Source organism: Undibacterium sp. GW821-FHT07F11 (assembly GCF_059418665.1).
This window is the reverse complement of record NZ_JBWKQH010000001.1, coordinates 788,041-808,760: the sequence shown is the minus strand read 5'-3', so window position 1 is coordinate 808,760 and position 20,720 is coordinate 788,041. Positions and strand designations below refer to the sequence as shown.

The following is a 20,720-nucleotide window of genomic DNA, read 5'->3' as shown; positions in this document are numbered from 1 at the left end:
AAATACCTGCATCAAAAAAAATCTGCTGGCAACAGCAGCGATCATGCTCTGCGCCAGCCTCAGTATCAATGCCCAGGCACAGATCAAGATAGGCGTTACCATTTCATCGACAGGCCCGGCAGCCTCGCTGGGCATCCCTGAGAAAAATGCGATTGCCATGCTGCCCAAGGAAATCGCGGGCAAAAAAGTCGACTACATCGTCCTCGATGATGCCTCCGACACTACACAAACCGTGACCAATACCCGCAAGCTGATCTCGGAAGAAAAAGTAGATGCCATCATAGGTTCGACCACCACGCCAAACTCCCTCGCCATGCTGGGTGTCATAGGTGAAGGCAAGACCCCTACCATCAGTCTGGCATCGAGCAACCGCATCATAGAACCCATGGATGCCAATAAAGCCTGGATGTTCAAGACCCCACAAACCGATACCATGATGGCCATCGCGATTGCCGAAGACATGAGCAAGAAAGGCATCAAGACCATGGGCTTCATCGGTTTCTCGGATGCCCTCGGCGAAGCCTTCCTGGTGGAAGTGACGAAATATGCCGAACTGAAAAAGATCAAGGTGGTGGCAACAGAACGTTTCAGCCGCAGTGATAACAGCGTGGTCGGCCAGGTCTTGAAAATGATGTCCAGCAACCCCGAAGCCATCGTCGTCGGTGCTTCGGGCACACCCGCCGCCCTGCCACCCAAAACCCTGGTCGAACGCGGCTACAAAGGCCGCATCTACCATAACCACGGCGTCGCCAACAGCGACTTCCTGCGCGTCTGCGGCAAAGACTGCGATGGCACTTTCCTGCCCACCGGCCCGGTCATGGTGGCCAAACAACTGGCTGACAACAACCCCGTCAAAAAAGCTGCCCTGGATTTTTCCAACAAGTTTGAAACCACCTACGGCGCTGGCAGCCTCGCTGCCTTTGCCTCCTATGCCTGGGACGCTGGCCTGCTGCTGCAACAAGCCATCCCCGTCGCCTTGAAAAAAGCCGCCCCCGGCACTGCAGAATTCCGCGCAGCCTTGCGCGATGCCCTGGAAGCGACACAGGGCCTGGCCACCACCAACGGTGTCGTCAACATGAGCAAAGCAGATCACCTGGGCCTCGATCAAAGGGCGCGTGTCATGGTGCAGATCAAGGGTGGGAAGTGGGTTTATCAGGCGGAGTAAGAGGAGAAAATTTTAAAAATTAGTCCGCAGAAATTGCAGCAATAGCCGCATTGACGTTGCTGTTGAATTTGACGTTGCTGTTGAATTTGACGTTGCTGTTGAATTTGACGTTGCGGTTAACTTTGACTTTCCGCAGTTACCATGTGTCGACGCCATTTGTGCAATACAGAAAATGGAAAGAGAAAGACCGATGTTTGAGCGAAGCGAGTTTTCGGACTTTCCCATTTTTTGTATTGCACAAATGGGAACCCCGTAGGGGCGACGACGCCTGGGTCGCTTTTCTTTGAATACTTTCTTTGGCGACGCAAAGAAAGTATTTCGGCCGCCGGGCCGAGACCCGGCTTGTGTCCACGAAGGGCAATCGTTTTAATAACGACCCAAATGCACGACGACGCCACTGGCCTCCAGCCTGCGCTGGAGCGACGTTAATACGATAGCGATTTATCGTCTTCAATTCATATAGCGCATCGCAAAAAAACCAAGCGCAACTAACACAAGCCCCCTCCCTCACTATCCCCCCAAACCCATATTCAATATTGCCTCCAACCCCCTGAACAAACACAATTTTCCTCCAAGATAAAAGCTCATGCTGACCCCGAAGCCAGCAGTAAAAATACCCGGAGGACGACCATGCAAACCCACATCCGCAATAACAAAATCATCAGAACAGCACTACTGATCATGAGCCTCATGATCAGCATGACAAGCAATCCAGCCCACACTGCAGAAGCACAAAAAATCTTCTACGTCCGCCCTGTTCCTGACAACGACGACCCCTACCTGCAACAAGGCAGCGACGGCATCAAACAGGCGGCACAGATGTACCAGATGCAGGCTGCCACACTGGCTAGCCAGGCTGACCGTGCGGGCAGGCAAAAGCAGCTGGAAAATGCCATCAGACTGGGGGCGAATATCATCGTCATGATAGGCTATGAATTCAGGGAATTGCTGGATACCGTGCCGCGCACAGCGCCCCATGTGCATTTCGTGATACTTGAACAATGTATCAATAATCCACCACCCAACCTGCTCTGCATCAGCTTTCGCGAAAGCGAAGCCAGCTATCTGGCGGGCATGGAGGCGGCACTGGTATCAGCCAGCGGCAAGATAGGTGTCATCGGTGCTGTGAAAACGCCATTGAAACAAAAGCCTGTCGATGCCTTTATCGCCGGTGCCAGGTCAGTCAGGCCGGATGCCGACCTGAACCATATCGTCTGGATAGAAGGCAGCCAGCCCTTCAATGACACAGCCCGTGCCGAAGCACTGGCGAAGAGCATGCTGGCCGATGGTGTTGACATAATTTATGCGGCTGCTGGCAGCAGCAATAATGGGGTATTCAAAGCACTTACTGGCAATAGCAAAGCGCGGGCCATAGGCAGCTATGTCAACCAGTGCCCGAAGACTGCGGGCAAGGTTATCGACAATATGCAGGTGCATGGCGATACGGCCATCAGTCTGGCAGTAGCAGCCATACTGGGTGGATCAACTGCAACCAGAATTGAATATGGTTTGAAGGAAGGCGCAGTATCGCTGACCGGTATCAGCACCGATGCCGCATACTCCGATTGCGATATCCTGCGCCAGCGGCCGGTGCTGCAAAGACTGCGCGAAGCCAGTCAGGCGATTATCAAGGGCAAGTTGAAAGTGGACTAGACTTACTTCTTATCCGACCACAAAGTCCCGCCAGAAGACCAGTCTTCACGTTTCACTTCCTGAATGATGATATCCACAGCGTCGAGAGAACAACCCAGAGTCTGGGCGCTGGCTTCAGTAACGGCTTTGACAAAGGCACGCTTTTGCTCAAGCGTGCGGCCTTCAAACATTTGTACATTGATGGTGGGCATGGTTTTTCCTTGAAAGGTGTTGAACAATACCCACCATCATAAATCAGTCAGACAAGATTTTCACAACTGACGCTGATGGACCAGTTTGCCTGCTGCATATGTTGCAGCCACTGTGCGGTCATCGCCCAGCAAGGCCAGTGCAAACAACAATTCATCGAGGCTCTCGGTATGTCCGGTACGGCGCGCCAGTAAAGGTGTGGCTTGCGGGTCGAGCACGATGAAATCGGCTTCTGCATCCTTGACGAAATTGCCTATCGTGCCTTCGAGTTGCATGCTGCGTGCGCCACCCAGGGTTGCCAGGTAAAACATGCGTAACGCAGGCAAATAAGTACCTCCGAGCCGTGCCATCTTGTAAGCTTCATTCATGGTGCGCAACATCGAGAATGAAGTACCGCCACCGACATCGGTTGCCAGTGACAGGCTGACTTGCTGGGCATCAGCGCGTTCAAAATTGAACAGGCCGCTGCCGAGGAAGAGATTGGAAGTCGGACACATCGCCACAGCCGATTGCGTCTCTGCCATGCGTGCGCGATCAGCATCATCGAGCCAGATGCAATGGCCGTACATGGCACGCGGGCGCAGCATGCCGTACTGGTCATACACATCGAGATAGCTCCGTGCTTTTGGATACAGTGCTTTGGCCCAGGCTACTTCATCGGTATTTTCTGCAACGTGAGTCTGCAAAAAAGTATCGGGATAAGCCTGTGCCAGTTCGCCAGCGAGCTGCATTTGTGCGTCGCTGGAGGTTGGTGCAAAGCGTGGGGTGATCGCATATAACTGGCGGCCACGTTTATGCCATTTCTTAATCAGAGTTTCGCTGTCACGTATGCCGCCCTCGGCAGTGTCGCGCAGAAATTCAGGGCAATTCCTGTCCATCAAGACCTTGCCTGCCACCATGCGCAGATTGCGCGCTTCACTCTCAGTGAAAAAGGCTTCGACGGATTCTGGGTGGACGGTGCAATACACCATGGCTGTCGTCGTGCCTGAGCGCAGCAATTCATCAATGAAAAAATGCGCGACCTGGGCACTGTGATTGATATCTGCAAACTGGCGTTCAGTCGGGAAGGTATAAGTCTCCAGCCAGGGCAGCAAACCGGGCGCTGGCGAGGCGATCATGTCAGTCTGGGGGTAATGGATGTGGGTATCGATAAAACCCGGCACAATGAGTTTGCCACGGTAATCGATGACCTCGGTACCCTCAGGCAGGCTGGCATGCAGTTGCGCATACTCGCCGGCGGCGACGATCTTGCCGTCTTCAACGATCAACAGACCATCTTCATGCCAGGCATAAGCCTGCTCATGAAAGGCCGGGTCTTGCTGGAAATGCAGCACACTGGCGCGATAGGCTTGCAGCGTGTTTTTACTTGAAATATTACTCATCGTGGTCTTTCTGAATTCTGTCTTGCAGGCGCAATCAAGCCAGACCACGACTTGTGCATCAAGTCTGCCGGTCTGGCATCACATTCGCATTGATCTGGTGGGTGCTAAGCGCTAACAGCGAGAGTTTAACGCTTAGCCAGCGAGTGACACTCATCTAGCGCTCGTTTTTCTGTATTAGATGCAAAAACATCAGAGCCTATGCGCGCAAGTACACGGCTGAGTTCTTTTTGCTGATGGATTTCATGCTCTTCCCAGACCTGCAAAAGCTGGGCAGCGACAGAGGCAGCTATGACTGCGGGTTGCTTGCCGTGTATGCCGGGCAAGCCTATTGGGCAAACCATGTCATTCAGACGGGTAGCCGGTATGCCGCGTTCACGCAGGCGGCGTTCAAACTGCACGCGCTTGGTTTGCGAGCCTATGAGGCCAAACCAACCCACATCCGGCAGCCGCAGGATATGTTCAGACAGTTTTTGGTCCAGTGCATGACTATGCGTGAGCACGAGAAAGGATGTGCCTGGTGCAGCCCTGGCAATAAGGGCTTCTGGCGTATCTGTCGCTTCTACCGTGACATTGGCTGCCAGCCTGGTGGGGAACATGTCTTCGCGTTCATCCACCCAGGTAATACGGCAAGGCAAATCAGCCATGGCACGAGCTATGGCGGCACCGACATGCCCAGCGCCAAACAACATCAGGTGGGCGCGGTAAGCGAGGCAGGAATCCAGCAACCAGCGCTGGCCTGCAGCATCAGTCAAGACCTGGCAGGGATGATTAGTATCGATTTGCACTGGCAAACCCGCGGGCCAGGCAGGGCCTGTCAGGTGGGTGCCATTGGCATCGCACAGGGTTGGCTCTTGCACACTGTCCAGCGCCAGCAAACGCCAGCTATCCTGCCCCAGACGCCAGCGCTGGTTCAGGCAATTCAAGTAAGCCAGGCTGTCAGCTTGCACACGTTCAAAGGCCAGATGCACGACACCACCACAGCATTGGCCCAGGCTGGGGCCTAGCGGGAAGCGTTCAAATCGGCGCTGGGCGGCAAGCTGGCTTTCTGGCATGGCCAGCATATTACGGGCGATTTCTGTCGCCTTCATTTCCAGGTGGCCGCCACCTATGGTGTCGAATAATTCATCTGCAGTGACCAGCATCTTGGCACCCGGCTCACGCGGGCCGGAACCCAATACCGTAGCGACCGTCACCAGTATCTTGGGGACGGCTTGTGTGGCAATTGCATTTAACCAAAGCTTCATGATGAACTCGCTTGTCTGATTTTATCTTAGCTGGCAGCAGCCATGGCTGCTACGCCATTGATGGCCGACAAAATCGCTTCACTGGTTGCCGGTGCATTCAGTGGCGGGTTATAGCGGTAATCCGCCACGCTGGCAATTGCGTCACGGATTGCGAAGAAAACAGAAAACGGCAACAACAGAGGTGGCTCACCAACAGCCTTGGACCTGTGTATGCTGTCCTGCACATTGCGGTTCTTGTAGAGGCTCACACGGAAGTCTTCAGGACAATCAGAAATCGCCGGTATCTTGTAAGTCGAAGGTGCATGCGTCATCAGCTTGCCGCCCTTGTTCCACCACAACTCTTCTGTCGTCAGCCAGCCCATGCCCTGTATGAAAGCACCTTCCACCTGGCCGATATCGATGGCGGGGTTCAGTGAATTACCGGCATCATAGAGCGCATCGGCACGCAAGAGTTTCCATTCACCGGTCAGGGTATCGACAATGACTTCAGATACCGATGCACCATAAGCAAAATAAGAGAAAGGATTACCACTCATGGTTTTGGGGTCCCAATGCAAACCAGGTGTCGCATAAAAACCATCAGACCATAATTGCACCCGTGCCAGGTAAGCTTTTTGCACCAGGGCTTCAAACGGAATATCAAGGCCATTGACACTGACCAGGCCTGCCGCAAAACGGATATCTGCCAGTTCGCCACCATAAGTCTTCACTGCAAATTCAGCGAGGCGCTGACGCAGGGTATGCGCGGCATTTTGCGCGGCCTTGCCATTCAGGTCAGCACCAGTCGAAGCAGCCGTGGCCGAGGTGTTGGCAACCTTGCTGGTGTCAGTGGCGGTAGCGCGCACCTTGTCCAGGTTCAGGCCCAGCTCATGAGCGACGACTTGGCAGACCTTGGTATTGACGCCCTGCCCCATTTCACAACCGCCGTGATTAACCAGTACCGAGCCATCGGTATAGATGTGTACCAAAGCACCGGCCTGGTTCAGATGGGTGACGTTAAAGGCAATACCAAATTTAACTGGTGTCAGTGCCAGCCCCTTTTTGAGGACAGGGCTGCTGGCGTTGAACGCCTTGATATCGGCACGGCGTTGCTGATATTCACTACTGGCTTCCAGTTCTGCCACCAGTTCATGGATGACGTTATCGACGACCTTCTGCCCATACTGGGTAATATTGCGCCCCTCTTCGTCATTACGGCCGTAGAAATTGATCTTGCGTATCTCAAGCGCATCCTTGTTCAGGTCACGGGCGATATTGTCGACGATGTATTCAATCGCAATCGCCCCTTGCGGGCCACCAAAGCCACGGAAGGCGGTATTTGACTGGGTATTGGTCTTGCCGCACATGGCGCGGATATCGACATCACCAAGATAGTAAGTATTATCGAAATGGCAGACTGCGCGGGTTGCTACCGGCGCTGACAAGTCGGCAGAAAAACCGGCACGCGAGACCATCTCCACTCGAGCAGCGATGATACGGCCTTCGTCGTCATAACCGACTTCATAATCATAATGGAAACAATGGCGTTTACCGGTGACCATCATGTCGTCATCACGGTCGGCACGCAATTTGACCGGACGTTTCAGGTGGACGGCAGAAATCGCTGCCGCTGCCGCCCACAAGGCAGATTGCGATTCCTTGCCGCCAAAACCACCACCCATGCGGCGGCATTCAACTACGATATTGTGACTGTGCACACCGAGTGCATGGGCGACCACATGCTGCATTTCGCTAGGGTGCTGGGTAGAACACAACACCAGCATGCCACGGTCTTCCTTCGGTATTGCGTAAGAAATCTGGCCTTCGAGGTAGAACTGTTCTTGCCCGCCTACATACAATTCGCCCTTGACACGGCGTGGTGAGCGCTCGAATGCAGCCTGTGCATCACCGCGTTGCAAGCGCATCGGCGGCAAGACGAAAGACTGCGCTTTTTTCGCTTCTTGCGGTGTCAGTATCGCGGGCAATTCTTCGTAAGTAATATCAGCCTTGCGCACGGCACGACGTGCATTGTCATGCGTATCGGCAACGACGATGAAGATGGGCTGGCCTACATATTCAACCAGGCCTTCGGACAGGATAGGGTCGTCATGTATGATGGGGCCACAATCATTGGTGCCGGGGATATCTTTGGCGGTGTATACGGCCACCACGCCACGCGCACTTTTGACTGCATCAAAATTCATGGCCACAATATTCGCATGCGCCTTGGACGACAGCCCAAGCGCTGCATGCAAGGTGCCCTGCACTTCAGGGATATCATCGGTATAACGCGCCTCACCCAGCACATGCAAGACTGCTGATTCATGCGGATGCGATTTGCCAACCTCTGCCCAGTCTGCATTGTCTTTGGCAAGGTTTTTGTCTGTCAGGAAAGCTTCAGTTTGGGTATTCATGTTTTCTCCTGAGCTTCATTAAGCTGTGACGGTGGCAAAGACATTGATGGCCTGCAGTTTCAGCGGCGCATAGGTACGCGTCTCCAGCCAGAAACGGCGCAAGAGATTTTGTGCTGTCTGCATGCGGTAGGTATTGCTGGCACGCATATCGGTCAGCGGTGTGTAATCCTGTGCCAGCAAGGCCATGGCATTTTTTACTGTTGCTTCATTCCAGGGTTGTCCGTTCAAGGCTGCTTCTGCCAGTGGTGCGCGGCGTGAGGTAGCGGCCATGCCACCAAAGGCAATATGCGCATCACGCACGATGTTGCCATTGTCAGCATCAAGGCTGATCGCAAAAGCGGCGCAGACGGCAGAGATATCCTGGTCATAACGCTTGGCGAGTTTATAGGTGCGGAATTGCTGCCCGGCTTTGGGCAGAGGTATGCGCACGGCAGCAACAAATTCGCCGGGTTGCATATCCTTTTTCATATAGTCGAGGTAAAAATTCTCGAGCAACAGCACACGCTGGCCGCGCACGCTGTGCAAGACTATCTCTGCCCCCAGGGCGATCATCCACGGTGCTGAATCACCAATAGGCGAACCATTGGCGACACTGCCACCGAGCGTACCAGTATTGCGTATAGGCTGCGAAGCAAAGCGCTGCCACATCTCGGTCAGTTCATCCGGGTAATGCTGGCAGACTGCGCCGTAGGCATCATTGAGTGACACGGCGGCACCTATCTCCAGCATCCCATCCGCGGGCTTGATATGTTTTAACTCATCGACTTCACGCACATAAATGATATTGCCCAAGTCGCGCATTTGCTTGGTGACCCACAGGCCAACATCGGTAGAACCTGCCAGTATGGTGGCCTTGGGATTGGCTTCACGCACTTCAGCCAGTTGCTGCAAAGTGCGCGGCGCATAGAAAGTCTGGCCATCCGCCGTATAGCTGAACATCTCGCCACGTTGCAGACCTTGCAGGCCGCTGATGACAGCAGCACGGTCAAACTCAGCCGCAGGCAATTCACCCATGCGCTTTGCGGCATCTATGATGGGGCGGTAACCTGTGCAACGGCAGAGATTGCCGGACAGGGTTTCGTCTATCTCCTTGCGGCATGGCGGGACAGTATCCCCTTCTTTTTTCAGATACAGGCTCCACAGCGACATGGCAAAGCCGGGTGTACAGAAGCCACATTGCGAGCCATGGCATTCCACCAGCGCCTGTTGCACAGGATGCAGCTCACCATTCTTTTGTTGCAAGTCTTCTACCGTAAACACTGCCTTGCCATCGAGGGTAGGCAGGAATTGTATGCAGGAATTAACTGACTGCAATTCCAGCTGACCATGTTTCATTTCACCAACGACGACCGTACAGGCACCACAATCGCCTTCGGCACAGCCTTCCTTGGTGCCGGTGCAATGCAGGTCTTCACGCAGATGCTGCAACAGCGTGCGCGTAGGCGCAGCATTGGTTACCTGCTGGATTTGGCCTTGGTAATAGAAACGTATAGGGTCAGACATGAATGCTCCGGTATGAAATTCTTATGGGGCGAGGTTAGCATCCGCGGCGCTGACATCTATATGCATAAAATGATGTAGCTTATCTGCGGCTCAAAATATAAAACACCAGACAAACACCCTGGCAGGCTGGAAAGCCTTGCCAGTATTCAGTATAGACAGTTAATAAAAAACCGCAGACCACGGCATAAATGGGCAATATCACGGTTTATATATACCAACCAGGACAACCAAGACAATTAACACAGTAGCGACACAGGTAGCGCATCAAAATAGCAAATATTGGCCGGCTGGCCCCATGCTTAAGGCAAGCAATTCTTAAATTACTCCCAGTGACGGTTCAAAAAAAACATCAAAAAATCTACAAATATATGTATGATTTGCAACTCATTTAATCAGCTGGGCCTGCGCATGTACACCTCCACTTTCACTTTCAAGAAAAAGCAATACGACGACGCTTTTTATGCGCTGGATGACCAGATCATCAATCTGGCCAAGTCCATACCTGGCTACCTCGGTGAAGAGACCTGGGAGAATGCGGCGACTGGTCAGATTTCCAATGTGTATTACTGGGACAGTCTGGAAGCCTTGCAATCCTTGATCAATAATCCCATACACCAGCAAGCCAAGGCGGCCCAGGCGAACTGGCTGGATGGTTACCAGGTTGTCGTAGCGGAAGTCTTGCGTACGTATGGCGATGGTAATTTGCCACATCCTTGTGTAGTAGCCGGGCAACATGCTGCTGCCTGATACGCGTCAAAATAGGCAGCGCTGGTTGATTGCTCGCTATTGCGAGTTTTATTAGAACTCATTTCATAAACAGGATGAGATACGTTTCCCGTTCCCGTAAAGCAGCAGTCTGGCCCATGCTATATTAGCTACTTCTGCATTTCTTGAAATCTGAGCTATGAGTGGTCCCACTACAGTCGTGATCACGGGCGACGGCCTGGTAATCCTGTTGTCGGCTGCCGCCATACGTGCAGCGCTGGCGGTGGCGCAGGCACATCAAAATGCCAAGCTGTTGCGTGCAGACCAGGATGAACAGCATAACGCCCTGCAAGAGCGCCTGCGTGCTGCCGGTGTCATGGGCCGGCAAGCCCTGCAAGAGCAATTGCAAATCGCCGAGCAAGAATATGTCCAGTTGATCGCGTTGGCTGAAAAGATAGGCTGTAGCGCGCAAATTACCGCCAGCCAGCCTGTACCGCCAGCCGGGACAGACGAACATGAAATCATAGAATATCTGCGTAGCTTGCAGGCACTGGTACATGAGTTAAGACCAGTCTTGTTGCAAGAATCTGCCAGACGCGCTGATGCCTCGTTTGACGAAAGCGATGCCAATCTCGATGCCGCCAGCGCCGCAGCCTTGCCACAAGACCGCTTGGCGCGTTTGTTGAAACGCATCGCTCATATTGAACAATTACCCGAACATATCGCGCAACTGGCAAGGGAACTGGAAAAGTCCCTGCCGGGTGCCCGTGCCGACATGCTGGCCAGCGAGCTGCGCCTGCAAATCCAGGCCCTGCTGGAAGCCGAGAAAAAACGGCAGGTTGAAGAAGCCCAGGCCCTGATACTGGAACAGACCTTGAAAGACCTTGGCTACCAGGTCGAAGAAGTGTCGCATACCCTGTTTGTCGAAGGCGGCGTCGTGCACTTCCGTCGCGCCAGCTGGGACAAGTACATGGTGCGCATGCGCATGGATACCAAAACCGGGCAAGCCAATTTCAATGTCATCCGCTCTGTCAAGCAGGGTGAAAATGAGCGCAGTGTGCTTGACCATCTGGCAGAAGACCGCTGGTGCAGCGAATTCCCGACGCTGATGGCAGCACTGGAAGCACGGGGCATCCATATGCAGGTGACGCGGCTATTGCAGGCTGGTGAACTGCCTGTGCAACTGGTCGTGGAAGACAAGCTGCCGCAATTTGCAGAAGAAGAGCAAATTGAAAGCCATAGCCAATTACTGTCGAAAAAATTGCCATGAATGTACCCGAAACCCGCTGGCTGCAAGACTTGCAGCGCTTGCTGCCGATACGATCACATTATGTGATTTCTGGTGCGATACGCGACAGCTTTTTACTGCCGCTGGCATCTCAGGATGCATCCTCAGGCGCTGGCGGCGCTACGCTGGTGCCATTCAACCGCGCCTTGTGGGAATCGCTAAAGCGTCTGGATTACAAGCTCTTGCTGATTTATGACCCGGTAGATGGCTTGCGTGTCTATCCTGATGAAAGTGCCCAGCGCGATCTGGCCACACGGCTATTCGATGTGAAACTGGCTGATGGTTGCCAGCAAATCAGTCTCGAAAGCCTGAGCAAGCTGATGAAGAAACTCAGCGCCGAAAGAGAAATGCGCTGCGCCCTGGTGCTGGATTTTGCTTCACGCATTACCCGCAAGGCAGAACAGCTGGGCGAGGCTGAGCATCGTTTTTTTGTCGCTGCTGAAAAACTTTCACTGACAGCCAGCGCCGTCGTCCCTCGTGAGACAGGTGGGGCCCCACAATACAATCCCATACTGTGGCTGGTCAACCGTGCGCAAGATTTGCCATCCTGGTTCACGCTGGATAGTGAAAGAGTCGCTAGCCTGGTCATCAGCAAGCCAGATTTTGAAATGCGCCAGGCGGCTACCCTGCAACTGGCCCCTTTGTTCAATGGCTATGCTGACGCGGCTACTGCCGTGCGCACCCAGTTCGTTAAAAGTTTTACTGAAGGGACAGAGGGCATGTCCTTGTCAGCCCTGTCCGATATCACTGAGCTGGCAGACAGGCAAAAATTGGGTATTGCAGATATAGAAGATGCTGTACGCTGCTTCAAGATAGGTGCGCTGGACAACCCCTGGCGCAAGGATTACCTGCGCAAGAAAATACGCGATGGGCAAAGCTTTATCGAAGACCGTGTCAAGGGCCAGCATCCTGCCGTGGTCAAAACCCTGGATATACTCAAGCGTTCCGTCATGAGCCTGACGGGCGCACAGGCACGTTCTGGCGGCAGCCGTCCGCGTGGCGTCCTGTTTTTTGCTGGTCCTACCGGTGTCGGTAAAACCGAGCTGGCCAAAACCCTGACGCAACTGGTGTTTGGGGATGAACGCGCCTACCTGCGCTTTGACATGAGCGAATTTGCCGAAGAACATACCAGCGCCCGCCTGCTCGGTGCGCCGCCTGGTTATGTGGGTTTTGACGCCGGAGGTGAACTCACCAACGCCGTCAGGCAAAAACCTTTTTCTGTTGTGCTCTTCGATGAAATCGAAAAAGCCCATCCGCGCATACTCGATAAATTCTTGCAGATACTCGAAGATGGCCGCCTCACCGATGGTCGTGGCGACACTGCGTATTTCTCAGAAACCATTTTGATTTTCACTTCCAACCTGGGTATCTATGTTGAGGATAACCAGGGCAACCGCAGCCAGAATGTGAAGCCTGGTGACAGTTATGAAACCGTGGAATTCAAGGTGCGTGAGGCGATAGGCAATTACTTCAAATTCAAATTGTCACGGCCAGAATTATTGAACCGCATCGGTGACAATGTCGTGGTCTTTGATTTTATTTCTGCTGAAGTCGCCGCCAAGATTTTTGATGGCATGCTACGCAATGTGGCGCGTCGCCTGCAAGAAGAACTTGGCCTGCAACTGGCCATGCCAGCGACTGTACGCGATGAGTTGCTGGCGCGCTGCATACGTGACCTCAGTAATGGTGGCCGGGGTGTCGGCAATCAGCTGGAATCAAATTTCATCAATCCCTTGTCGCGTGCCCTGTTTGAGCAAGAGCTGGAAGGCAAGCAACGTGTCACCGTAACAGCGATTACTGAAGCCGATAAAGTCATCAGCCTGAGCCTGCAATTAACATGAAGATTGCCATCAATAAAGCGCATTTCCCCGTCACCGTACTGGGGCCGGGGCGGCGCATAGGTATATGGGTACAGGGTTGCAGCATAGGCTGCAAGGGCTGTGTCTCGCAAGATACCTGGGCCAGGGATGGCAGCAAGGAAATGACAGTGGCAGGTTTGCTGAGCTGGTGCCGCGAAGTCAGTGCCGGGCAATTTGATGGCATCACTATTTCTGGTGGCGAACCATTCGAGCAGCCCAAGGCCCTGCATGCCTTGCTCGATGGTCTGCATCATTGGCGAAGCAATGCGGGGATGGATTTTGACATACTCTGCTATAGCGGTTATCCACTGGCGACCCTGCAAAAAAAGCATGCAGACTTGCTGCAAAAACTCGATGCCCTGATTCCTGAACCTTTTATCGCCAGCAAACCGCTGACTCAGGCCTGGCGTGGCTCTGCCAATCAGCCGTTGGTGCTTTTGTCAGACCGCGCCAGAGCGCGTATGCAAAACTATGTTGACGCACCCCTGGATGAGCAGGACAAACGCATACAGACCATGATAGATGGCCAGCGTGTCTGGTATGTAGGCATACCAGGGCGCGGTGACATGCAGGCGCTGGAACAATTATGCGCCAGCCGTGGCCTGACCTTTGATAGCGTCAGCTGGAGACCCTGAGTGAGTCAGACTTACATACGCCGCTGCCCCGCATGTGAAACCGAAAACGCGCCAGAAGTCATGCGCTGTGTTTGTGGCACCTTGCTGTCTGGTGTGGACTTGATGGAAAAGCGGGAGCAAGCTGAACCATCACGCGAGATAAAACAGATAGCAGCAGCAACAGAATTAATTTGCGGTTATGAAGATTGCGAACAAAGTAATCCGCCAGGTAGTGAACTATGCCTGTATTGCAATCGTCCGCTAATCAAGGAACCAATAGCATCAACTGCAGACAGCAACGAGATCCATAGTCTGTTATCACTGCCGCAGGCCCTGCGTGAACGTTACAGGATATTGCATCACCTGCCCACTCTGGGCGCAGAAGCCGAGCTGTTATTGGTGCAAGAAAACACATCCGGTGTACAACGCGTCGCAAAAATCTATCGCCATGGTATACATGGCAAATCCGAAGTCAGGGAGAGATTAAACGCAGTACCAGCCGAGCACCGCGTGGTCGTGCTGGAGGCTGGTGTATCTGACGGCCATGCCTATGAACTCATGGAATACTGTGAGCTTGGTTCATTAAAAAAATTCACACAGGGCAAGCGGCCAGATTCTGCCATGCTGGAAAGCATAGTGCGTGAGTTGGCAGCCGCCATCGCCAGTGTGCATGAAGCCGGACTTATCCACCGCGATCTCAAGCCAGAAAATATTCTGGTGCGCACGCTGCAACCACTGGATTTGATACTGACGGACTTTGGTATTTCTTCCGTGCTGGATGCCACGCAAAGACTGACTGGTACGGCGCGCACCCTGCCCTATGCCTCACCAGAAAGCCTGTCGGGCGTCATCGATGCCAAGGCAGATTATTGGGCGCTGGGCATGATCATGCTGGAGCTGGCTCTGAGTCAGCATCCATTTGCCGGTTTGTCAGAAGCCGTGATCCTGCACCACCTGACCACGCGCGAGCTGGAACTCAATGCCGTGCCTGATACCTACCTGCGCAAGCTGTTGCGTGGCCTGCTCTTGCGTGATCCCAAAAAACGCTGGGGTGATGAGCAAATCATGCGCTGGCTGGCGCGCGATACCAGCTTGCCAGACGCAGTGGAAACCATGGCCATGGGCGGTTTTCGCGAGCCCTATCATATAGGGCCATATCTTTGCCACACCCGCGAACAACTGGCAGTAGCACTGGCCCGTAACTGGGATGATGGCGTCAGGGATATCTCGAATGCGCAATTGCTGGCCTGGTTCCGCGATGTGCAAAAAGACCAGAATGCCGTACGTGTTTTGCTCGATATGCGCCAGGACAAAAAGCTCTCGGTCGATGTGCAGCTATTACGCCTGATCCTCTATCTGGCACCCGGCATACCACCGGTCTGGCGCGGTGAAACCATAGAATTGCCTGCCATACTCAGCTATGCCAACCGTGCACTGAAAGGCGACGAAACCGCCAGCAACTGGCTGAACCAGTTGTATAACTACGGCGTGCTGGAAGCCTATGCCGATGCTGGCAACAAGGAAGTCGCCAGCATAGTGCAGAAGTGGCAGCATTGCTGCAAGCAAATCCAGCAGGCATGGCAAGAGGCTTTTGGCCTGGTGAAAGAATATGCCAGCAAGCATTTGCCCGGTGAATATGCCAATATCGACAAGCTCATCTACGGCATGGAAGATAACAGTGACAATGCGCCCCTGCATAAACTGCATGCGCGGGTCCTGGCGCTGGCCTATGATGAGCGCTGGCCAGAGCGCCTGCGCAAGCGCCTGGTCATTGCCTATGCTGGCCTGAAAGCTTATTGCCCCTGGTTATCAGCTTTGGGTGAGATAGAGCAAATGCCTGTGGCCTCGCTGCTGGTGCTGGAAGCCCTGTTGCCGGAGGCGCAGAAAGCGGTTGAACGCCAGCAAAAGGCTGAAGCCTGGCAACGTACATCGGACCAAGATGCAGCAATGGCCATGAAGCAGGATGTATTGGGCACTATCAAGGCATTGCGCGTGGCTGCTACCGACAGTCTCTTGCCTGCCAGTGGAGCAGAAGACCTGCGCAGAGCATTGGACGATTATTATGAAATACTGGAAAAATTGCGTGCCTCTGCCAGCACTGAAGCGTCTTGGCAGGAAGCAAAAAAAGCGGCATTGCGGGTAGAGCATATTGCCGCGAAAATATCGCGGCTGCTCGATAGCCTGCTGGCCCGGCGCACAGAAAACCAGGGCTGGGCGGGGCAGGAGATGCAGATTTTCGTGGCCATTGCCATCATCGCCGTGCCAGTGTTTTTCAGGGGTGGCAATTTTTACTGGATATTGCTGGCAGCCCTGGCCATCGCCGCATGGCGCTTTTTGCCTAATTTTCTGACCATGCGCAAGATCCGTGAATTGGGCGAGCAACTATAAATCCTGGAGTGTTTATGTCTGCCATTTTTACTAAATTGAATCTGAAGGACCAGAGCGAAATCCTGGTCTTGCATGCACCCGCCTCCTTTGAGTCCGAAATTGCGGCTTTGACTGGCGTCAAGGTGCTCAAAAAATTGTCTGGCGTCAAAAAGCTTAAGTTTGCTTTGGTGTTTGTCAGCAAGCAGCAAGAGCTTGATGAAGTCTCACTGGCCTTGAGCAAGCTGGTTGAGGGGGATGCCGTGCTGTGGTTTGCTTATCCCAAAGGGACGTCAAAGAAATATCAATGTGAATTCAACCGGGACACTGGTTGGGACGTGATCAAGGAGGCGGGATTTGATACAGTGAGGATGGTGGCGATTGATGAGGATTGGTCAGCGTTGCGCTTCAGGCACAGCGACTTTATCAAGAGTTCTGCCAGGAAGACTGCAGGCTGAGCGACTAAGGATCTATTGATCGACGACAGCCTCAGTCCAGCTTGCTTTGAGCTGGATTGAGTGTCATGGAATAGCCGTCATTCACAGCTGGGGCATTGCAAGTATTCAAGCTTGCCCACGCCCAAACCACCCCTTCATCTTATCTCGCGCGCGCTGCTTCACTTCATCCGTAATATACAAACTGACAGTCACCAGCGCCCCTGCAATCACTCCCAGGTCATCACCATAACCGACAACAGGCAAGATATCCGGCACCGCATCCAGAGGGAAAATAAAATACCCCAGTGCGCCGAAAATCACGGTCTTGGCCCAGGCCGGTGTCTCCGGTCTTTGCGCTGCATAGTACAGACAGAGTACTTTTTCTACGACTTCGCTACCTGCCGCTTGTGCATATTTTTTGAGCTTGTCCCAAAAACCGTTTTCACTGTACGCATTGCTATGTGACATGATCTTACTCCTGAAGGCTGTTGCAAAATTAAGATAGCCAGGCGTGCCGACGCAAACCGTACTTTAGTACGACAAGGAGGCGCAACAACACTAGCTTATTTTTGCAGCGGCCTCAATCGTTGGCCTTTTTCACGGTTGCCAGCAGACCCGCCGCTGCCACAAATACACCACCAGAAAACTGATTGAACATTTTCGCCTTGCCTTTGGAACGCAGCCACGGCCCCATGCGTTCAGCAAATACGGCATACAACATCAAGACACTGAATTCAAAAAACACAAAGGTACTGCACAAGACTAAAAATTGCGGCATCTTGGCGGCGGCAGGATTGATGAATTGCGGAAAGAAGGCGGTAAAGAACAACAGTGCCTTGGGATTACTGGCACCGACCAGCATGCCTTTGACATACAGACGCAGGCGGGTGCCACGCAATTCGGTTTCCGTTGGCAAGACAAAGTCACTGCTTTTGGCACGCAAGCTGCTGATACCCAGATATAGCAGGTAGGCAACACCCAGGTATTTAATGATGGTAAACACCAGTGATGATGTCGCCAGGATGGCGCCTATGCCTATCGCTGAACATGTCATGATGGCGATCAGGGAGGTAATATTTCCCAAGGCTGGGAACAGGGTCATGCGGGCACCGAAATTGATGCTGTTGGTAATACACATCAGCACGGCAGGGCCGGGGGTAATGGTCAATACCAGTACGGCGACGACATACAGCAACCAGGTTTCTATAGACATAAGTGTTCCCTGAAATGATTTAAATATCCTGACAGGGATATCTTAGTCGATTTCAGGGCCAGACACTTGCCTTGCTGTTCAAGAGGCTTTCACTACCTTGCGAGTTGCAGGCGCAGGCGGTATATAGGCTGCCCATTCAGGCTTTTGCTCTTTGCCGCTGTCAACAATGACCATGTAACGCCCGGCCCAGGGATTATCTTCGCGGTTTTTATCGAGTACCCAGAATTTCTTGCCTTCGGCCACCCCTTGCATATAGTCGGCATCCAGTACGGAATAACGGTCGAGCAGAAAATTCAAAGTGCCCGGTATGCGTACACAGCCCTTGGATTGCACTGTGCCCAGGCGCGATTCGAGTATGCCAGGGTCGGTGGCATGCATTTGCAGGCGCATGTCGGCAATGATTTTATCGCCCCAGCCTTTTTTAGCTTTTTGCCAGCCAAAATCGAACACGCGCCGCCCTTTGATGCCATAGCCGCGTACACCTTTGCTGTTTTTACTGCCTTCTGCACGGTAATCCAGATTGGCCAGGCTATGGGCATACACACCAATGGGGGTTTCGAAATGCTCAAAACCGGGAGAGCGTCCTGTCGATACTGGTGATGCACCGATGAACTGGTACTGTCCTTCCTGATCCAGCCAGAACAACATGGCAATCTGTACTTTGGGATTACGGTCCACCAGCAAAATATATTGTGAAGGCAGATTGCTGATGTTGGTACTGGTCAGCGCCCTCACCATCTGGTCTATATAACTTTGCAAGTCTTCCGGCGGTGGCTGGACTTGCTGTACCACCGTGCTGGCATAGATATCTTTGAGGCTCAGGGCAGATTCCAGCGCCTGGGCCGGGTATGGTGCAGCAAAGGCCAGCGCCAAGGTGATGGCTGTCGCAGGTTTAAGCAAGGATGAAAGCATGTTGAATTAAGAAAGAATGGTCGGCTATGCAATGAAACGCTAGCATGAGTTTTTATCGCTTAAACGCTTTCAATATGCCGCAGTTTCATACTGACAGACAAGTATAACCAGCATGGTGGCATGCAAGATGTTGCAACTTTGACTCACCTCAAACAGTCTGATACGACAAATACTATATTGAGCACTTTACGCTGGAGTAGCATGCCATGAAATTTGCAAAATTAGCCATATTGTTGCCCTTATCGCTTTCGCTGTGCCTGAGCATGTCTGCACTGGCGGCGGGCAGCAATTGTTCAAATAAGGAGATCGCATGTTTATCTGGCGGCATAGGTAGTACGGAGCGGGAAGAGTTGCAGCAACAGGCGGGGCAATACACCTTCTGGCTGCGCACTGCTGCGAGCAAATCAGGTGCTTATCTGGCGAATATCAAAGTCATCGTCCGCAATGAAAAAACCAAAGCCGTGCTACTGACCACCAGCCTGGATGGCCCCTGGTTATTCCTGGCTTTGCCAGAAGGCCGCTATGAAGTTGAAGCCCACTATCATGACAATGCGATGCGCTCGGATCAGATCGTCAAGAAGGTGACGGATATCAAAAAAGGCGGCCAGCGTCAGATGATGATGTATTTTGAGGCCAGTAATGTCGGTGAACTGAATTACCAGCCCGCCTCCTGAAAGCGGGCGGGTGCAGGATTGGCTTATTCCAGATAAATCCTGGGCTTATACACTTCCATGAAATTTTCAGGCTTGCTGAGTGGCGTGAAACCAAATTTTTCATACAGGCCAGCGGCTGTGCTTGTGGACAGCGTGAAGCGGCGCAGTTTATTAATGACCGGATGGGCCATGACTTCTTCCATGAGCAACCTGGAAATACCTTTGCCACGCATATCAGTCACGACAAATACGTCAACCAGGTTACCGAAGGTGGCCATGTCGGTAATAATGCGGCAAAAACCCACCATGCGGTCTTGCTGAAAAATGCTGAAACACAGGGAATTGCGCAGCGACTCTTCTACCACGGGTCGTGAAATACCGGTGGCCCAGCCACTCTCAGTCGTGAGAAATTGATGCACAAGATCGATATCTATCTTGTCCTTGTCAGTGGTGATCCAGTATTCGCCAGCCTGTGTTGCGTTCATGCGTTTTTACCTTTCTAATCAGGTAGGGTTGAAAACCTCTCAAAAATGGATTTGCTGCGTTCTGACACGAAGTTCGCTGGCAAGTTCATTGGTCACCCACGATGCTGGCCAGGTAATTATTCTTGATGCGCACATAGTGTTCTGCCGAATACTTGAAATAGCTGATTTCTTCAGCTGTCAGAGCGCGGACTTTGACTGCCGGGCGGCCTACATATAAATAGCCGCTTTCCAGAACTTTGCCCGGTGGCACCAGACTGCCGGCACCCAGCATGACATGTTTGTGGATAACTACGTCATCCATGACGATGCTGCCCATGCCTATCAGGCATTCATCACCTATGCTGCAGCCGTGCAGGATGACGGAATGGGCAATCGTCACATAGTCGCCGATGATGAGAGGTGAACCTGCAGGCTTGCTGGCATTCTTGTGGGAGACATGACCCATGGCCAGATCCTGGATATTGCTGCTGCGGCCTAGGCGTATGTGATTGACGTCGCCACGCAAGACGGCATTGCACCAGACTGAACTGTCTGGCCCCAGTTGCACATCACCTATGAGCTGGGCACTGGGATGGATATAACAGTCCGGGGATATTTCTGGAAAGGTGGTCAGGTAAGGGCTGAGGGGCATGGCGCAATCTTCGTGTTCGTTTGATCAGTC

The 20,720-nt window shown here is 53.0% G+C and carries 19 protein-coding genes; 9 read left to right on the top strand and 10 right to left on the bottom strand.

Going from position 1 to position 20,720, the window contains the following annotated elements; all coding sequences use genetic code 11:
* The first annotated feature begins 10 nt into the window (after positions 1–10).
* Positions 11–1,165 carry an ABC transporter substrate-binding protein gene (locus AC07OI_RS03465; protein WP_495256349.1) on the top strand — a complete coding sequence of 385 codons (1,155 nt, stop codon included), beginning with the start codon at positions 11–13 and terminating at the stop codon, positions 1,163–1,165.
* Between the two features lie 630 nt (positions 1,166–1,795).
* Positions 1,796–2,818: a BMP family ABC transporter substrate-binding protein gene (locus tag AC07OI_RS03460; protein ID WP_495256312.1), complete on the top strand. Its 1,023-nt coding sequence runs from the start codon at positions 1,796–1,798 to the stop codon at positions 2,816–2,818.
* A 2-nt stretch (positions 2,819–2,820) separates the two neighbouring features.
* On the opposite strand, the gene AC07OI_RS03455 is transcribed toward AC07OI_RS03460, so the two are convergent.
* The 5 genes from AC07OI_RS03455 to xdhA all read right to left on the bottom strand — a co-directional run bounded on the left by AC07OI_RS03455 (position 2,821) and on the right by xdhA (position 9,529).
* Positions 2,821–3,009 carry a 4-oxalocrotonate tautomerase gene (locus AC07OI_RS03455; protein ID WP_495256311.1) on the bottom strand — a complete coding sequence of 63 codons (189 nt, stop codon included), beginning with the start codon at positions 3,007–3,009 and terminating at the stop codon, positions 2,821–2,823.
* Positions 3,010–3,069: 60 nt separating this feature from the next.
* Complete coding sequence (gene guaD / locus AC07OI_RS03450; protein ID WP_495256310.1) at positions 3,070–4,389, bottom strand: guanine deaminase; 1,320 nt, start codon at positions 4,387–4,389, stop codon at positions 3,070–3,072.
* Between the two features lie 125 nt (positions 4,390–4,514).
* Entirely contained in the window at positions 4,515–5,633 is a 1,119-nt protein-coding gene (gene xdhC / locus AC07OI_RS03445) for a xanthine dehydrogenase accessory protein XdhC (RefSeq protein WP_495256309.1), read from the bottom strand.
* 26 nt (positions 5,634–5,659) lie between these two features.
* A complete protein-coding gene (gene xdhB / locus AC07OI_RS03440) occupies positions 5,660–8,026 on the bottom strand; it encodes a xanthine dehydrogenase molybdopterin binding subunit (RefSeq protein WP_495256308.1) in 2,367 nt (788 codons plus the stop codon).
* A gap of 18 nt (positions 8,027–8,044) precedes the next feature.
* A complete protein-coding gene (xdhA, locus tag AC07OI_RS03435; RefSeq protein WP_495256307.1) occupies positions 8,045–9,529 on the bottom strand; it encodes a xanthine dehydrogenase small subunit in 1,485 nt (494 codons plus the stop codon).
* Positions 9,530–9,937: 408 nt separating this feature from the next.
* On the opposite strand from xdhA, the gene AC07OI_RS03430 reads away from it, so the two are divergent.
* The 6 genes from AC07OI_RS03430 (at position 9,938) to AC07OI_RS03405 (ending at position 16,817) form a co-directional block, all read left to right on the top strand.
* Positions 9,938–10,276 carry an antibiotic biosynthesis monooxygenase family protein gene (locus AC07OI_RS03430; RefSeq protein ID WP_492707488.1) on the top strand — a complete coding sequence of 113 codons (339 nt, stop codon included), beginning with the start codon at positions 9,938–9,940 and terminating at the stop codon, positions 10,274–10,276.
* 157 nt (positions 10,277–10,433) lie between these two features.
* The gene (locus tag AC07OI_RS03425; protein ID WP_492707490.1) at positions 10,434–11,504 is read left to right on the top strand and encodes a hypothetical protein; all 1,071 of its coding nucleotides are present in this window, start codon (positions 10,434–10,436) and stop codon (positions 11,502–11,504) included.
* Entirely contained in the window at positions 11,501–13,363 is a 1,863-nt protein-coding gene (locus tag AC07OI_RS03420) for an AAA family ATPase (RefSeq protein WP_495256306.1), read from the top strand. The genes AC07OI_RS03425 and AC07OI_RS03420 overlap by 4 nt, the downstream gene beginning before the upstream one ends.
* Positions 13,360–14,016: a 4Fe-4S single cluster domain-containing protein gene (locus AC07OI_RS03415; RefSeq protein ID WP_495256305.1), complete on the top strand. Its 657-nt coding sequence runs from the start codon at positions 13,360–13,362 to the stop codon at positions 14,014–14,016. Before AC07OI_RS03420 ends, AC07OI_RS03415 begins: the two co-directional genes overlap by 4 nt.
* Positions 14,017–16,383, top strand: a complete 2,367-nt coding sequence (locus AC07OI_RS03410) for a protein kinase domain-containing protein (protein ID WP_495256304.1) — start codon at positions 14,017–14,019, stop codon at positions 16,381–16,383.
* Positions 16,384–16,397: 14 nt separating this feature from the next.
* Entirely contained in the window at positions 16,398–16,817 is a 420-nt protein-coding gene (locus tag AC07OI_RS03405) for a hypothetical protein (protein ID WP_492707498.1), read from the top strand.
* A 105-nt stretch (positions 16,818–16,922) separates the two neighbouring features.
* On the opposite strand, the gene AC07OI_RS03400 is transcribed toward AC07OI_RS03405, so the two are convergent.
* The 3 genes from AC07OI_RS03400 to AC07OI_RS03390 form a co-directional block, all read right to left on the bottom strand.
* Positions 16,923–17,264: a YkvA family protein gene (locus tag AC07OI_RS03400; RefSeq protein WP_492707499.1), complete on the bottom strand. Its 342-nt coding sequence runs from the start codon at positions 17,262–17,264 to the stop codon at positions 16,923–16,925.
* Between the two features lie 112 nt (positions 17,265–17,376).
* Positions 17,377–18,009 carry a LysE family translocator gene (locus AC07OI_RS03395; RefSeq protein ID WP_492707501.1) on the bottom strand — a complete coding sequence of 211 codons (633 nt, stop codon included), beginning with the start codon at positions 18,007–18,009 and terminating at the stop codon, positions 17,377–17,379.
* 78 nt (positions 18,010–18,087) lie between these two features.
* On the bottom strand, positions 18,088–18,921 hold the full coding sequence (locus AC07OI_RS03390; RefSeq protein ID WP_495256303.1) for a L,D-transpeptidase: 834 nt from the start codon (positions 18,919–18,921) through the stop codon (positions 18,088–18,090).
* Between the two features lie 206 nt (positions 18,922–19,127).
* Between AC07OI_RS03390 and AC07OI_RS03385 the strand changes: the two genes are divergently transcribed.
* Positions 19,128–19,595 (top strand): peptidase associated/transthyretin-like domain-containing protein, encoded by a 468-nt coding sequence (locus AC07OI_RS03385; protein ID WP_495256302.1) that lies wholly within the window; start codon positions 19,128–19,130, stop codon positions 19,593–19,595.
* A gap of 23 nt (positions 19,596–19,618) precedes the next feature.
* Here the strand turns inward: AC07OI_RS03385 and AC07OI_RS03380 are convergent, their stop codons facing one another.
* Together AC07OI_RS03380 and AC07OI_RS03375 are read right to left on the bottom strand one after the other, a co-directional pair.
* Entirely contained in the window at positions 19,619–20,059 is a 441-nt protein-coding gene (locus AC07OI_RS03380; RefSeq protein ID WP_492707507.1) for a GNAT family N-acetyltransferase, read from the bottom strand.
* 85 nt (positions 20,060–20,144) lie between these two features.
* Entirely contained in the window at positions 20,145–20,690 is a 546-nt protein-coding gene (locus AC07OI_RS03375) for a gamma carbonic anhydrase family protein (RefSeq protein WP_495256301.1), read from the bottom strand.
* Between the last annotated feature and the right edge of the window lie 30 nt (positions 20,691–20,720).